This is a genomic window from Streptomyces sp. NBC_01003, assembly GCF_045162695.1.
GTDB lineage: Bacteria > Actinomycetota > Actinomycetes > Streptomycetales > Streptomycetaceae > Streptomyces.
In genome coordinates this window covers 1,771,071-1,785,685 of the sequence record NZ_CP108707.1, presented here as the reverse complement: position 1 = coordinate 1,785,685, position 14,615 = coordinate 1,771,071, and the positions used below count along the sequence as shown (strand labels likewise).

Here is a 14,615-nt window from a genome sequence, read left to right as displayed (position 1 = left end):
CTCGTCGCAGCGGCGACCAACGCACGAGGCCCGCTCGGACCGCAAAGTCTGTGGCCGGCGGGCATCGTCCAGAACCGATGGACGGTGCCCGCGGTCCGACTCGCCTGCAAGAAGGAGGGCGAGCCGGGCCGCGGGGGCCTCGACCCCATGTGACCGCCCTGCACACATACCGGCCGGTGTCTGCCCACGCCATCCTCTCTGCGCGGGGGAGACGTCGGCCGGTGTTGTGTGCAGCGCGCAGCGTACGCGGGGTGGTGACAAGCGGGTCAGTGGGCCGGGCGGCGGTGCTGCTGGTGTCGATAAATCATCCAGCCAGGTCGCAGTCGGTCGAGCGCGCCCCGCACGGCGTACTCGTCCTCCGTCTCCAGTGAAGCGCGGCCGGGTCCCGCGCGCCTGACTCCTTGTCCTGCGGCCACTTGAGCTCCATCGGTACGGGCATCGGGTTGACGCGGCCGGTCACCAGGTCCGGGTCCACGGCGACGTTTCCGCCGCAGCGGCGCAGCCAGCCCTGCATCTGGTCGATGCCGGTGTGGTGCAACTTGCCGCAGGCGACCGTCTGGTAGCCGCATAGGGCGAAGCGGCGGGCGAACGTCATAGGGCCGGGCCGGAGGTCCTCGCCGTACCGCTCACAGCCCGTCGTCCGCGGGAACGCTCCGGCCGCGAGACTCTGCGCGGCCGGTACGCAGATCGGCTACAGGGCGTAGACATGTGTGAACACGCCTGGGGTGCGGGCCAGTTCGTCGAGGACGGGCGTACGGACCACGGGGTCGCCCGCGAAGCCCGCGACGTCGGCACGGTGCTTGTCGGCCCTGAGGAAATGGATGCGTTCGGGCGGCTCGGCGTACTCATCCGGTCACCTCGGCCGTGGGTCGGAAAGCGACCACGACGGGAGGTTCGCCGGGGGAGAGGCGGGCGTAGCGCATGGGGCCGTCGAGGCGGGTCCCGCCGAGTTCCACGGCGCCCGGCGCCTGATCGTCACCGAGAGCCACGACGACCCAAGTGCCGTCGGGGAAGCGCGCTGTGACGCGCGTCCCGTCGATCTCGCAGCGTACGGACGGGTGCGGTGAGGCGTCCCCGGTGAGGCCGATCAGGGCTACGTGCACCGTCCGGTCCGCGGTGCGTGCGGCCGTCGCGTACGGGACCGCCGACCGCGGTCCGAACGCACTGGAGCCCTCTCGTGCCTCCACGGCCACCTCGTCGTGACCGTAGAGGGAGACGAAGGTACTGGTGAGGCCCGTCGCCGTGGTGGCGGCGGCGCGGCTCGGGCCGCTGTCGGGACACGGCGCCCGCTCGTCGGCCACCTGCCAGCCACTGTCGCGCAGGGCCAGTTCGGCGGGTGCGTCGACCAGATGGGCCCGCAGCTCCCAAGGCCCCCACAGCACGCTCGCCGTTTCGATCCTGGCCGAGGGCGGCTCCTCGGTGCCGGGCCAGAGGGGACGGTGCCAGGACGCGGCGTACCGGTCGGCGACCCCGAGACGATGGATGCGCGTGCGGCTCGACAGACCGAGCCCGGGAGCCCACAGGCCCGCGTGGTTGTCGGCCGACGCGCCGCCCGGGTCGCCGAGTACAGGCCCCGTGGCGGTCGAGTAGGCGAAGCGCGCGTAGTGCGGGTCGGAAGTGGTGCTGCCAGGCAGGAGGTGGTTGTCGCTGCCGTGGTTGACGAGCCGGACGACGCCGTCGGCGCGTGTCGCCGACAGGACGAATCCCGGCGCGGTCAGCGGGCGTACCAGGTCGGGGCCCTCCACCGGCAGCGGCTCCTCCACCGCTGTCCAGCACGGGTGGTCGTCCGGCAGCAGCAGTCCCACGAACGCCTTCGACAGCCAGTACGGCGAGCCGGGCCCCGAGTATCCCTGCACCATCGGCGGGAAGGCCCCGTACCAGCCGAGCGTCGGGATACCGTCCGCGTCCCGGAAGCCGCGTTCCACGAAGTGCCTCAGCGTGCCGCTCGCCAGGCGGCGGGTCAGACCGGGGGCGAGTGGCGTCGCGTCGGCCAGCGCGCCGATCCAGGGAGCGGTCGACGCGGCGAACCGGTAGATCAGGGAACGGCCCTGGTGCATCGGGGCGCCGTCCGCGCCGAAGAACAGCGGGAAGTCGTCGAGGAAGCGCCGCAGCCGCTCCCGGTAGACGGGCAGCCGCGCGGTGCCGCGCTCGCCCGCCATGAACGCGGCCCAGAGCACCGGGTAGTGGTGCATGGCCCAGCCGCAGTAGTGGTCGAAGTTGTCCGCCCGGCGCGCGTCACCGCCGTCGCGGTACCAGCCGTCACCGACGTAGAAGTCCTCGATCCGGGCCAGATCGGCGTCCATCCCGGCACGGTCGTGCGGGGCGCCGACGCTCGCGAGGAACTCGCCGACGACCACGCGGAACATGTGCCAGTTGTTGTCCGGGATCACCAGGCCCCATACGCCCTGGAACCAGCGCGCCACCCGCTCCTGGACGGCGGGATCGAGGTGGTCCCAGAGCCACGGCCGGGTGAGATGCAGGCCGAGGGCGACCGAGCACGCCTCCACCAGGGTCTGGCGGCACTCCTGGTCGATCGTGGGCCACGCCTCCGGATGCGCGGGATCCGTCCCCGCCGTGATGCCGTCCGTGTACGCCTCCAGGAGCCCGGCGGGCGCGTCGCCGGCCGAACCGGCAAGGCGGTAGGCGAACAGCAGGAACGTCCGCGCGAAGCCCTCCAGCTGGTCCGATCCGGCACCCGAGGACGAGGCCTTGCCCGGCAGGGCGATGCGGGCACCGGACGGGGATGCGAACCGGTGGGCGTCCAGGAGGAGCTGGTCGGCGATGGCCAGCCAGTGGGTCCTGCCGTAGCCGGTGAAAGGGGAAAGACGACGGTCCTCCGCCGGCAGGACGGGTCCGGACGAAGCCATGGATGGTTACTCGCTCTCTGGTACGTGCTCCGGTCCGCGCTCCGATGACGCGCGTGGCGGTGAACAGGGGTGGCGGTGAACAGGGGGGCGATGAACAGGGGTGGCGATCGCAGCATCCCCGAGACCGGAGTGGGCGAACGGGAGTCGAAAGGAACCGAAACTACGAGCTTTCGATCGAAGGGACGGCCCGATTAATCTGAGCAACCGGTCCACACCGGGGAGGAAACAGCAGATGCTGGCAGTGGAGCGCTACGAAGCGATCATGCAGGCGGCCCGGAGCCAGGGCTGGGTCCGGGTGACCGACATGGCCGAGCGCCTCGACGTCTCGACGGTCACCATGCGCCGCGACATCGGCACCCTCGCCGACCAGGGCCTCCTGGAGCGCTGTTACGGCGGGGCGAGCATCCCGAGCCGGACCAAGGCGCCCAGAAAGTCCGGCGCCGAGGCCGGGCGGCCCGGTCGGCAGGCCACGCTGGGCCTGGTGGTGCCGTCGTCCTCGTACTACTACCCGGGCGTCATCCGGGGCGTCGAGTCCGCAGCCGGCGCACTGGGCGTACGGATCGTCCTGGCGGACTCCCACTACAACCGGGAACTCGAACGCCGGCAGGTGGCCCGGCTGCTGCGGGCCGGAGTGGACGGGCTGCTGCTCGCGACGGCCGAACCGCCCGACCGGGACCCCGAGATGATCGAGTGGCTGTCCGCCATCGACGTCCCCGTCATCCTCCTCGAGCGCTCCCTCGTGGGCCCCGCCGCCTCCCGCATCGAATACGTCCGCAGCGACCACGCCGCCGGTGCCGAACTTGCCGTGGAGCACCTGGTCGGGACCGGTCACACCCGGGTGGCCGCCGCCGCGGGGCTGCGCAGCCCGACCGCCCGCTGGCTGTTCGAGGGGCATGCCGCCGCCCTGGCCCGCCTCGGCATCACCGACGGCGGCGTCGGCCACACCGAACTGCCGCGCACCGACCTCGACCCGCTGGGCAACGCGCAAGCGGTCGCAGACCTGGTCGACCGTTGCCTGGCGGCCGATGTACGGGCCCTGGTCGTGCACGCCGACCGGAACGCCGCGGCGCTTGTGCAGACCGCCACCGAGCGGGGCCTCGACGTGCCGGGCGACCTCGCGATCGTCGCCTACGACGACGAGGCTGCGGCGCTGACCGAGGTGCCGCTGACCGCGGTCGCGCCGCCCAAGTTCGACGTGGGCCGCATGGCGGTGGAAACGCTGATGCTGCGGGTGAGTTCGCCGGGCGACCCGGTGGCCACGCGCCGGATGTCGCTGCTGCCCGGCCTGGTCGTGCGGTCGTCGTGCGGCGCCGCATGAGGGGCGGCGCCGAGCTTTCGGTTCCTTTCGATCGGCCGGGGACGCGTTGACCACGTTCGCCCCGCGACCGTTGGATGGACGCACTGTCCGCCGCGGCCGAGGAGAAGAGTGACCAGCAGCACCAGTCGACCACGCGTGGCGTTCGCCATGTCGGGCGGCCTGCGCGAGCGCCTGCTCGACGACGGGCTGATGCGCCGGCTGCGCCTCGTCGCGGACGTCGAACCGGGGAAGGAGCTCTGGGAGTTCGCCTCCGAGCGGGCCAGGACGGCGCTCGGCCGTGCCGAGATCCTGCTCACCGGCTGGGGCTGCCCGCCCCTCACGGCGGAGGTCCTCGCGCACGCGCCGCGAGTGCGGGCCGTCGTGCACGCAGCCGGCTCGGTCAAGCACCACATCACACCGGCCTGCTGGGAACGGGGCCTCGCCGTGACATCGGCCGCGTCCGCGAACGCGGTTCCCGTGGCCGAGTACACCGTCGCCATGATCGTGCTGGCGAACAAGCGGGTGTTCCGGGCCGCGGCCACGTACGGCTCGGACCCCGACACGTCACCGGAGCCCCTCGGCCCCGAAGGCAACTACGGCAGGCGCGTCGGCATCGTCGGCGCGTCCGCGATCGGCCGCCTGGTGCTGAGGATGCTGCGCCCGTACGCCCTGGACCTGGTCGTCAGCGACCCCTACCTCGACGAGGCGGGGGCCCGGGAACTGGGCGGACGTCTGCTCAGCCTCGACGAACTCGTGGCGACCAGCGACGTCGTGTCACTGCACGCCCCGTCCCTGCCCGAGACCCGGCACATGATCGACGCTCGGCGGCTCGCGACGATGCTCCCCGGTGCGACGCTGATCAACACCGCGCGCGGCGACCTCGTCGACACCGACGCGCTGACGGGGGCGGTCCTCGGCGGGCGGCTCCACGCCATCCTCGACGTGACCTCGCCCGAACCGCTGCCGTCCGACAGCCCGTTGCGCGGCCACCCCCATGTCCTGCTGACCCCGCACGTGGCGGGCTCGCGCGGCACGGAACTGCTCCGCATGGGCGAGCTCGCCGTCAGCGAGGTCGAACGCCTCGCCACGGGAGCGCCGCCGCGGCACGCGGTGCGCCGGGAAACACTGGCGCGCACCGCGTAACCGCCCTACGTGCCGACGGCCTCGGACCGACCGCAGGCACCAGTGTGATGCGCCCGCAATCCAGATGGCGTCCGCCCAGGTCGACACCCGTCGTGGCCTCTTCGAGTCCCCACGGCGTGATGATCACTCATGCGACTGCGACTGCGACTGCGACTGCGACTGCGACTGCGCCTCGCCTCGCCTCGCCTCGCCTGCCTGACGGTGACGAGTGCCTTCGCCGCACTGCGGTTGCTCCCGACCCGGAGAAAGTGAGCCCGCCCGCCCTTCAACCCGGCTGCGGGTCAGTGCAGTTGGCCGATCTCCTTCAAGCGGTCGACGTACACATCGGGGATCCGCCCACTGAGGTCAGGTGCGACGTTCAGTAGGAACAGGGCGTTGCCCTCGTTGGCCTTCTTGAGGTTGGTCACGATCTCGTCGGCCGGCCGTGGAGCGCCCGTCCCGGTGGTGTGGAACCAGGTGCGGTTGGTGTCGAGTGTGTCGCTGGCGTCGGTGGGGCGGGGGTTGGTGGCGGGCGGCATGCCCTGGACGGGGACCTCGTACACGATGACGTCGGTGGTCCGGAGCGAGCCCTCGTGGTCGTTGTTCGCGACGACCGTGTGCGGCGAGGTCTCGTGGATCATGTCGCGGACCGGCTGGTAGGGGATCTTGGAGTACGGGATGTTCCAGCCCCAGCCGTCGAACCAGAGGTAGTCGATCTGCCCGTACCGGGTGAGCAGTTCACGCAGCTGGTTCTCTATGAGCTCGGTGCTGTCGCCGTTGTGCCGGTCCCAGATGGAGAAGTAGAGGCCGACCTTGAGGCCGTTGGCGTGCATGGCGTCGACGTACTCGCGGACGATGTCGCCCTTGCCGTTCTTGTACGGGCTGGCGGCGATGGAGTAGTCGGAGTACTTCGTCGGCCACAGGGCGAAGCCGTCGTGGTGCTTGGCGGTGAGCACGCCGAACTGCATCCCGGCCGCCTTCATGGACTTCGCCCACTGGTCGGCGTCGAGGTTCGTCGGGTTGAAGTCCGCGGGGTTGCCGTTGGGGTCGGCCCACTGCTCGTCCTGGTACGTCGACATGTTGAAGTGCATGAACATGCCGAACGGGTTGTTGTCCACCCACTTCTGAGCGGCCCGGCTGGGCTTGAGGACGGACGTTCCGAACACCTGGACCTCGGCGAGGGCCAGGTAGCCGCTCCCTTCGAGCTGGACCCGTACGTAACGGGCCGAGCGCTTCAGGGCGACCTCGGCCGAGGCGCCGTCGAGGGTCCCGAACCGGGTGGCGCTCACCCCGCTCTGCGCCTTTGCCTCGTCCAGGCTCGCCGAGCCGAAGGGCTTGTCGGAGGTCAGGACCCAGAAGTTCGACAGCCGGTCGGTGCAGCAGTCTGTGCGGTTCCACACGACGACCTTGGTGACGCCCTGGCTGCTGCCGAGGTCCGTCTGCCACCACGGCTGTGTCTCCAGCGCGGTGTGCGAGACCGAGTCGGCGTAGTAGTTGCCGTTGTGCTCACCGTCGACGGCGCGGCCCGCCGCGCCGTCGTAGGCGGTGCTGCTCTGTGCCGCCCCGGTGCCGATGGCCAGGTCCCGCAGCTCGCTGCCGGCCGGCGGCGTCGCGTTCGATGTCGCGGCGGAACCGCTCTGAACTCCCGCTGTCAGCAGGGTCAGTACGGCCAGTACGCCGATGAGATACGTCCTTACGGAGCGTCTCACGCCTACCTCCTCGTCGGAGAATTTTCCTATACGATTTCGGCGCGTCAGTGGGATGTCAAGGGGTGCGGAAGCCCTCGCGGACACCTACGGGTTTCGGGTCAATTGCCGCTGTTGGCCCCGTGTTTGGGCGGTAACTTCCAGACGCTGTCCTGTCGAGCGTATTGACGCGGCCGCACTGTCGGCGCACCATCACCCTGCAAAGATCCTATTGGATTGGGGTAGATGGTCGTGAAGAACCAGCTCCTGCTGAGAACCGTCGCGCGGGCCGCCGTCGCCGGGACGCTCCTGGCAGCCGGTGCGGTGGGCTGCACCATCAAGAACTCCGGGGATCCGGCGAACGCGGGCGCCGGAGCGTCGGCGAGCACGGGCGACGGAACGGCCGAGCCGGCGAACGGCTCGGGCGTGAAGATCGCATTGGTCCCCGGCGGGGCGCACCCCTACTTCCAGCCCTGGAAGCAGGCCGGGCAGACCGCCAAGAGCACGTACAAGCTGGGAGACGTCACCTTCGACGAGACCGCCGAGTGGGACCAGCAGAAGCAGAACGATCTGCTGTCCTCCCTCGCCGCCCGCGGCTACAACGCCTTCGGTGTCTTCGGTGTCTCGCCGACCGACATCAACAGCACGTTCGCCCGCCTCAAGTCCCAAGGGCTCCCCGTCGCTTCGCTCGGCTCCTGTCCCGCGGGCACGGTCGACAAGGCGGACTTCTGTCTGTCGACCGACGTCGAACTCGCCGCGTACAAAGCCGCCGAGGCCGCCATCGACCAGATGGGCGGCAAGGGCACCCTGGTCCATCTGACGGGCAACAACGTGGACGCCAACACCCAGTTGCGGATCAAGGGCGTGGCGAAGGCGGTGCGCGAGAGCGGCGGGAAGGTGAAGCTGCTGCAGACCGTCACCGACATCGACAAGGACCTTCAGACGGCGCAGAAGGCGGTCTCCGACCTGATGGCCGCCAAGGGCAAGTCGATCCAGGGCATCGTCGCCACCGCCTACAACCCGGCGGTCGCCGCCGCGGGCGCGGTACAGAGTTCCGGGTCGAAGGCCAAGGTCATCGCGATCGACGACGACGCCAAGATCCTCAGCTCGATCAGGAACGGCTCCGTGAGCGCGACCGTCGTACAGAACCCGGTCGGCCAGGCCGACATCGGGTCCTGGGTGCTCGCCCTGCTGCAGACCAAGCAGTGCACGATGCGGACCCCCGGCGTCGCGGTCGACTCGGGGTCGTTCGTGGTGACCAAGGAGAACGTCGCCGACTACGACACCGCTCGCAAGGCCAAGACCGCCGAGCTGAAGAAGAAGTTCGCCGACGAGCTGCTCAACTGCCGCTGACCGGCGGCCCCGTACCCCTGCACCTCGCGTACACCCGGAGTCCCATGAGCATCGTCATCACCGCCGCCACGGCCCATCTCGCCGACATCGAGGTCGAGACGGTACGGACCGACGCCGTCCAGTCGTTCGTCAAGCAAGAGACGATCTTCGTCGACCTCACCACGTCCGAAGGCCTCACCGGCACCGGATACGCGTACACCATCGGCACCGGCGGCTCGTCCGTCCTCGCCATGCTGCGCGACCACCTGCTGCCCCGCCTGATCGGGCAGGACGCCCGCCGCGTCGAAGGACTGTGGCAGGAGCTGTTCTCCCTGACGCGGGCCACGGCCGTCGGGGCGATCACCTCGCTCGCCCTCGCCGCGGTCGACACCGCCCTGTGGGATCTGCGGTGCAAGCGGGCCGGCGAACCGCTGTGGCGGCTGGCCGGCGGGTTCCGGCAGGACGTCCCGCTGTACGACACCGAGGGCGGCTGGCTGCACCTCAGCACCGAGGACCTCGTCAAGGGTGCGCTGGCGGCCCGGGACAAGGGGTGGTCCGGAGTGAAGATCAAAGTGGGCAAGGAGCAGGTGTCCGAGGACGTCGAGCGGCTGCGCGCCGTACGGGAGGCCGTCGGGCCCGCCCTGCACATCATGACGGACGCCAACCAGTCCCAGACCGCGTCCTCCGCGCTGCGGCTCGCCGCGGCACTGGAGCCCTACGCTCCGTTCTGGTTGGAGGAGCCCCTGCCGGCCGACGACGTGAGCGGCCACGCACGGCTGGCGCGGGCCACCTCGATTCCTGTGGCCGTGGGTGAATCCCTGTACTCGCCCCTGCAGTTCAGGCAGTACCTGGAGTCAGGTGCCGCCTCCGTCGTCCAGGTCGACGTGGCCCGCGTCGGCGGCATCACACCCTGGCTGAAGGTCGCCCATCTCGCCGAGACCTTCAACGTCATGGTCTGCCCGCACTTCCTGATGGAACTGCACATCAGCCTCGTCGCCGCCGTGCCCAACGGCCGGTTCGTCGAGTACATACCGCAGTTGAGGGCCGTCACCCGCTCGGAGCTCGCCGTGGACGGCGGACGCGCTCTCGCTCCGGACGTGCCGGGTATCGGCATCGACTGGGACCGGGACGCCCTGGACGACCGGACGGTGGCATGAACACCACGACCGCACCACCCGCGCCCGCAGCGGGACCCGTCACCGACAAGCCCCGGTCCGCCGGCCGGCTGCCGTTCTGGGTCAACCAGCAACTCGGGCTCCTCGTCCTGGTCGTCGCACTGGCCGCGCTGTTCGGGGCGCTGCGTCCCGCGTTCTTCAACGCTCAGTTCTCCCTCTTCCCCCTGCTCAGCGACATTTCCACGCTGACCGTGGTGGCCTTGGCGCAGATGGTCGTGCTGTCGGTCGGGCACATGAACCTCGCCGTCGGACGCATGGCCTCCTTCGGCGCCATGTTCGCCGGACTCGGCTACGACCGGCTCCATCTCCCGCTCGCCCTGGGCCTGTTGCTCTGCCTGATCGCCGGCACCGCGATCGGGGCGCTCGCCGGATGGGTGATCGCCCGTACCGGAGTAAGTTCCTTCGTCGTCACCCTGGCCATGGACTTCGCGCTCCTGGGACTCGTATCGCTGCTGTACGGGGCGCTGACCGACAACGCGGCCTTCACCTCGACTCCGGCGGGCATGGCGGAGCTGCGCAGTTACTCGCTCGCCGACATCTGCGCGGGCCCTGTCTGCGGCTCCAACGCGGTGCCGCAGCTCGCCCAGTTCACGGTCCTGGCGCTGCTCGGCCTCGGCTTCCTCTACCGCTACACCCGCACCGGCCGCGAACTGCTCCTCACCGGGGGGAACCCCGCCGCCGCGGAACTCTCCGGCATCCCGACCCGCCGGCGCATCGTCACGGCCCACGCCCTGTCCGGGCTGCTCGCCTCCCTCGCCGGGTTCATGGCGGCCGTCAGCACCGGGTCGTTCCGGGCATCCATCGGCGGGGAGTTCATGCTCCCCTCGTTCCTCGGGGCGGTGCTCGGCGGCACGCTGCTGACCGGCGGAGTCGTCTCCGTACTCGGCGCGCTGCTCGGCACCTCGCTGGTGGACGTGATCCGCAAGGGGCTCGATCTGCTCGGGGTCGGTCTTGAGAGCCTGAACATCTATCTGGGCGGTGTCCTGCTGCTGGCCCTCTCGGCCGACCGGATCCGTAACGTCGTCTCCTACCGCAAGGTGGTGCGGTCCACATGAGCCTGACCCGTGACGTCCTGACCACACTCACCCCCGCGATCCGGCGGCACTCACGCTCCACCGAGACGACCCTGCTGGCCGTCGTCGTGGTGGGCTGCGCCGGCCTCGCGATCGCCTCCTCGGGCGACTTCCTCGGCGGGAACTCCGTCCGGACTTTCCTGCAGTACCTCGCCACTCCGGTGCTCATCGGCCTGGCACAGATGGTGGCCCTGTGTGTGGGCCAGCTCAATCTGGCCGTCGGCGCCCTGGGCGGATTCACCGCCGCCGTGATGGCCGTCCTGATGGCCGACGCGCACTGGCCGATGGCGGTCGTGGTGGTGGCGGGCGTACTGATCGCCACCCTGATCGGGCTGCTGACCGGGGTGTTCATCGTGGCCACCCGGATCAACGGCTTCATCGTCACGCTGGCCACCATGACCATGCTGCTGGGCGCCCAGTACCGCGTGGTGGGCACCCGCACCGTGGACGGCTACTCCTCCTTCCTCAAGGACCTGGGGTCGGCCGCACCGCTGAACATCCCCCTGGTGTTCCTGACGGCCGTCGCCACGGCCGCGCTGCTCGCGCTGTTCATGCACCGCGGCATCGCCGGGCGCCGACTGCTCGCGGCGGGCGGCAATCCCCTCGCCGCACGCCTCTCCGGCATCTCCACGGACCGGCAGATCGTCCTCGCCCACACCCTGTCCGGACTGCTGATCGGCGTTGCCGCCGTCACCGCCACCGCATCCCTTCCCGGGGTCAACGCCAGCGTCGGCGGCGACTGGCTGCTGCCCAGTTTCGCCGCCCCCATCATCGGGGGAGTGGCGCTCACCGGCGGCTCGGTGGCCGTACTCGGCACCGTCCTCGCTGCCTTCCTCATGCGCCTCATCGACACCGCGCGGGCGCAGTTCTCGCTCGACCCGAGCTGGGTGAACTTCCTCATCGGCATCGTTGTCCTGGGCACCGTGATAGGCGGCCGTATCCGTCAGTCGAAGGGCACAACTCCGCTTCCCACCACCGGAGTTGTGTCATGAGCGAGGTACTTCTCGAAGCCCGCGGCATCGTCAAGGTCTTCCCCGGCGTCCGTGCGCTGGACGGCGTGGGGCTGCGCCTGGAGGCCGGCGCCGTACACGCCCTGCTCGGCGAGAACGGTGCGGGGAAATCCACCCTGATCAAGGTCCTCACCGGGGTCCATCCGCCGGACGGCGGGCAGCTGCTGCTGCACGGTGAGGACGTACGGTTCCGGTCGCCGCTCGAGGCCGCGCACGCCGGGATCGGGGTCGTGCACCAGGAGCGGAACCTGGTGCCCGCCTTCTCCGTTGCGGAGAACATCTGCCTGCAGGCCCCGCCGTCCCGACGCGGGATGATCGACCGCGAGGCGATGTCCGCCCCCGCCACGAGGTGCCTGGCCGAGATCGGTGTGGAGCTGGATCCGCAGACACCGGTCTCCCGACTCTCCGTCGCCCAGAAGCAGTTGGTGGAGATCGCGAAAGCGCTGTTCACCGAGAGCAGGGTCCTGCTGCTCGACGAGCCGACCGCCTCCCTCTCGCCCCAGGAGACCGAGCGGCTCTTCGCGGTGATCCGCAGGCTCGCGGACCGGGGTACCTGCGTCGTCTTCGTCAGCCACAAGCTGGAGGAGGTGTTCGCGGTGTGCGACACGGTCACGGTGCTGCGCGACGGGCAGTCCGTACTGGACTCCGCACCCCTCGCCGACCACACCCACGACGACGTGGTGAACCTGATGGTGGGCCGTACCCACATGACGTCCGGCTTCACACCGCGGACGCTCGACACCACCTCACCGCCCGCCCTCTCGCTCTCCGGAATCTCCACCGGCGCCGGGCACCGGGACATCACGCTCGATGTCCGGGTGGGCGAGATCGTGGGCCTGTACGGACTCGTCGGCGCGGGCCGCAGCGAACTGGCCAAGGCGGTCCTGGGACTTGACCGCATCGAGTCCGGCGAGATCCGGGTGCACGGTGCCCCGGTGCGCATCAACTCGCCCCGGCAGGCGCTGCACGAGCACGGCATCGGCTATGTGACGGAGAACCGCAAGGAGGAAGGCGTCTTCCTGGAGCAGCCGATCGTACGGAACATCACGGTCACCGTCTGGCGGAAGCTGGCCCGCACCCTGGGCTACGTACCGGCCGACCGCGAACGCGCCACGGCGGCGGAGCTGGTCGAGCGACTCGGCATCCGTATCTCGGGACTCGACCAGCCCGCCGGGGAACTCTCCGGGGGCAACCAGCAGAAGGTGAGCCTCGCGAAGTGGCTCGCCGCCGACACCCGTCTGCTGGTCGTCGACGAGCCCACCGTGGGCGTCGACATCCGTACGAAGAGGGCCTTTCACGAACTGCTCTGGGAGCTCGCGGGCAAGGGACTGGCGATCCTGCTGATCAGCAGCGACCTCGGCGAGATGGTGACCCTGGCGGACCGCATCGTCGTCATGGGCGGCTACCGTACGCGCGGCGAAGTGCAGAACGATCACGACTACGAGGAGATGAGCGGCCGGATCATCCGCCTCATCCACGGCCGGCCCGAGGAGGCCGTACAGGAGAGGAACACGGCATGAAGCGCATGGCCCAGGTCATCAGGGTGCGGCCCGAGAAGCTCGCCGTGTACCGGGAGCTGCACCGCGACGTCCCGCAGCCGGTCCTCGACCGGCTGCGCCGCTCCCACATCGCCAACTACTCGATCCACCTGCTGGGCGACCGGCTGTTCAGCTACTTCGAGTACCACGGCGACGACCTGGAGGCGGACCTGCGGGCCATGGCGGACGACGAGGCGACGCAGGCGTGGTGGGCGCTCACCGACCCGTGCCAGGAGCCGGTCGAGGAGGCGGCACCGGGGGAGTGGTGGACCAACCTTGAACAGGTGTTCCTCATGGAGTAGGGAACGGCCTCGATAGACTCGCCCCCACCGATCGATCCTTCGCTGCGCACCTGGAGGCCGGATGCCGTCCCACGACCCCACCGCCTCCGACCGCCTGGAGGGCCCGGCCGAGAAGCCGCAGCGCCAGGTTCTGACGGACAGTGTGTACGAGGCCATCAAGGCCATGGTGATGGACCACGAGATCGTCCCCGGCGCCCGCGTCGGCATCGAGTCCCTCTCGCGGTCCCTCCAGGTCTCGCCCACCCCGGTGCGCGAGGCCCTGGCCCGCCTGGAGTCCGACGGGCTGCTGGTCAAGCGGTCCCTGGCGGGCTACCGCGCGACCGAACTGCTCACGCCGGAAGGGCTGGAGCAGCTCTTCGAGATGCGGCTCCTGCTGGAACCGAGGGCCGCGGCCCTCGCAGCGACGTACGCCGACGAGGCGCAGCTGGACACTCTCGAGCAGCTGCTGGAGGACATGCAGACCCGCCCCGAAGTGAACGGCCGGTACGCCGCCTACCGCGATTTCGTCGCACTGGACCAGCGCTTCCACGACGCCCTCGCGGCCGGTGCCGGGCGCCCGCTCCTCGCGGACGCCATCGAGCGCCTCCACTCCCATCTGCACATCTTCCGGCTCCGCTCCATCCCCGGTGCGGGCGAGCCGACCCTCGCCGAGCACGAGCGCATCGTCCGGGCGGTGCTGCGCCGCAGCTCCGAGCGCGCATCGGAAGCGATGGCCGAGCATTTGCGGCTCAGCCTGGAGCGGCAGCGCAACCGCGGGGACGCCCCGTGAGCCGGCCGCTCGACCGGGGCTGAACTCTCCCTGCACTCCGGCACGGCTACGCCGTGTGGCGGGTCTCCATCAAGGTGCAGGAGGGCGTCGGCCTTTCCGGCAGGTGAGAGAGCGAACTCATGACGATCGGGCGGAAGGTCTTCGTGCGCGATGAAGTCGTGTTCACGGACCAGGCCGAGCGCGATCTTGTGCGCGTGGTCGAGCCGCTGCCGGCGCACCTTCCCGTTCAGCGCCGCGACCTTGTCCACCGTCCGTTGGTGGTTGCGGGTGCGGCTCTTGGACTTGCGGCGCGGGAAGCGGCTCAGGTCCTGCTGCGCAGCTTTCAGCCTCGCGGCCACCTTGCCGGCGTGGCGCGGGTTGAGGACGTGTACGCCGTTGGAGTCGGTGAGGAACGAGGCGATGCCGTGATCGATGCCGAGCGTGTGTGTGGTGCCCGTCTCGGGTA

At 70.2% G+C, this 14,615-nt stretch carries 12 protein-coding genes and 1 pseudogene; 9 read left to right on the top strand and 4 right to left on the bottom strand.

Going from position 1 to position 14,615, the window contains the following annotated elements; translation table 11 throughout:
- Window positions 1-304: 304 nt before the first annotated feature.
- On the bottom strand, window positions 305-595 hold the full coding sequence (locus tag OG698_RS08300) for a hypothetical protein (protein WP_406102349.1): 291 nt from the start codon (window positions 593-595) through the stop codon (window positions 305-307).
- A gap of 250 nt (window positions 596-845) precedes the next feature.
- On the bottom strand, window positions 846-2,867 hold the full coding sequence (locus OG698_RS08295) for a DUF2264 domain-containing protein (RefSeq protein WP_406102348.1): 2,022 nt from the start codon (window positions 2,865-2,867) through the stop codon (window positions 846-848).
- Between the two features lie 232 nt (window positions 2,868-3,099).
- Between OG698_RS08295 and OG698_RS08290 the strand changes: the two genes are divergently transcribed.
- Together OG698_RS08290 and OG698_RS08285 are read left to right on the top strand one after the other, a co-directional pair.
- Window positions 3,100-4,185 (top strand): substrate-binding domain-containing protein, encoded by a 1,086-nt coding sequence (locus tag OG698_RS08290; RefSeq protein WP_406102347.1) that lies wholly within the window; start codon window positions 3,100-3,102, stop codon window positions 4,183-4,185.
- A 147-nt stretch (window positions 4,186-4,332) separates the two neighbouring features.
- On the top strand, window positions 4,333-5,307 hold the full coding sequence (locus OG698_RS08285; RefSeq protein ID WP_406110912.1) for a hydroxyacid dehydrogenase: 975 nt from the start codon (window positions 4,333-4,335) through the stop codon (window positions 5,305-5,307).
- A 281-nt stretch (window positions 5,308-5,588) separates the two neighbouring features.
- Here the strand turns inward: OG698_RS08285 and OG698_RS08280 are convergent, their stop codons facing one another.
- Window positions 5,589-6,995, bottom strand: coding sequence for an alpha-L-fucosidase (locus tag OG698_RS08280; RefSeq protein WP_406102346.1), 1,407 nt, complete (start codon window positions 6,993-6,995; stop codon window positions 5,589-5,591).
- 228 nt (window positions 6,996-7,223) lie between these two features.
- On the opposite strand from OG698_RS08280, the gene OG698_RS08275 reads away from it, so the two are divergent.
- The 7 genes from OG698_RS08275 to OG698_RS08245 all read left to right on the top strand — a co-directional run bounded on the left by OG698_RS08275 (window position 7,224) and on the right by OG698_RS08245 (window position 14,170).
- Window positions 7,224-8,324 (top strand): sugar ABC transporter substrate-binding protein, encoded by a 1,101-nt coding sequence (locus OG698_RS08275; RefSeq protein WP_406102345.1) that lies wholly within the window; start codon window positions 7,224-7,226, stop codon window positions 8,322-8,324.
- Between the two features lie 44 nt (window positions 8,325-8,368).
- Window positions 8,369-9,460 (top strand): mandelate racemase/muconate lactonizing enzyme family protein, encoded by a 1,092-nt coding sequence (locus OG698_RS08270; protein WP_383095011.1) that lies wholly within the window; start codon window positions 8,369-8,371, stop codon window positions 9,458-9,460.
- Entirely contained in the window at window positions 9,457-10,533 is a 1,077-nt protein-coding gene (locus OG698_RS08265) for an ABC transporter permease (protein ID WP_406102344.1), read from the top strand. The genes OG698_RS08270 and OG698_RS08265 overlap by 4 nt, the downstream gene beginning before the upstream one ends.
- The gene (locus tag OG698_RS08260; RefSeq protein ID WP_406102343.1) at window positions 10,530-11,543 is read left to right on the top strand and encodes an ABC transporter permease; all 1,014 of its coding nucleotides are present in this window, start codon (window positions 10,530-10,532) and stop codon (window positions 11,541-11,543) included. The genes OG698_RS08265 and OG698_RS08260 overlap by 4 nt, the downstream gene beginning before the upstream one ends.
- The gene (locus OG698_RS08255) at window positions 11,540-13,081 is read left to right on the top strand and encodes a sugar ABC transporter ATP-binding protein (RefSeq protein ID WP_406102341.1); all 1,542 of its coding nucleotides are present in this window, start codon (window positions 11,540-11,542) and stop codon (window positions 13,079-13,081) included. The genes OG698_RS08260 and OG698_RS08255 overlap by 4 nt, the downstream gene beginning before the upstream one ends.
- A complete protein-coding gene (locus tag OG698_RS08250) occupies window positions 13,078-13,401 on the top strand; it encodes an L-rhamnose mutarotase (protein WP_406102339.1) in 324 nt (107 codons plus the stop codon). The genes OG698_RS08255 and OG698_RS08250 overlap by 4 nt, the downstream gene beginning before the upstream one ends.
- A gap of 61 nt (window positions 13,402-13,462) precedes the next feature.
- Window positions 13,463-14,170, top strand: a complete 708-nt coding sequence (locus OG698_RS08245; protein ID WP_406102337.1) for a GntR family transcriptional regulator — start codon at window positions 13,463-13,465, stop codon at window positions 14,168-14,170.
- A 194-nt stretch (window positions 14,171-14,364) separates the two neighbouring features.
- On the opposite strand, the pseudogene OG698_RS08240 reads toward OG698_RS08245, so the two are convergent.
- A pseudogene (locus OG698_RS08240) lies at window positions 14,365-14,571 on the bottom strand (RNA-guided endonuclease TnpB family protein); the annotation flags it as partial.
- Between the last annotated feature and the right edge of the window lie 44 nt (window positions 14,572-14,615).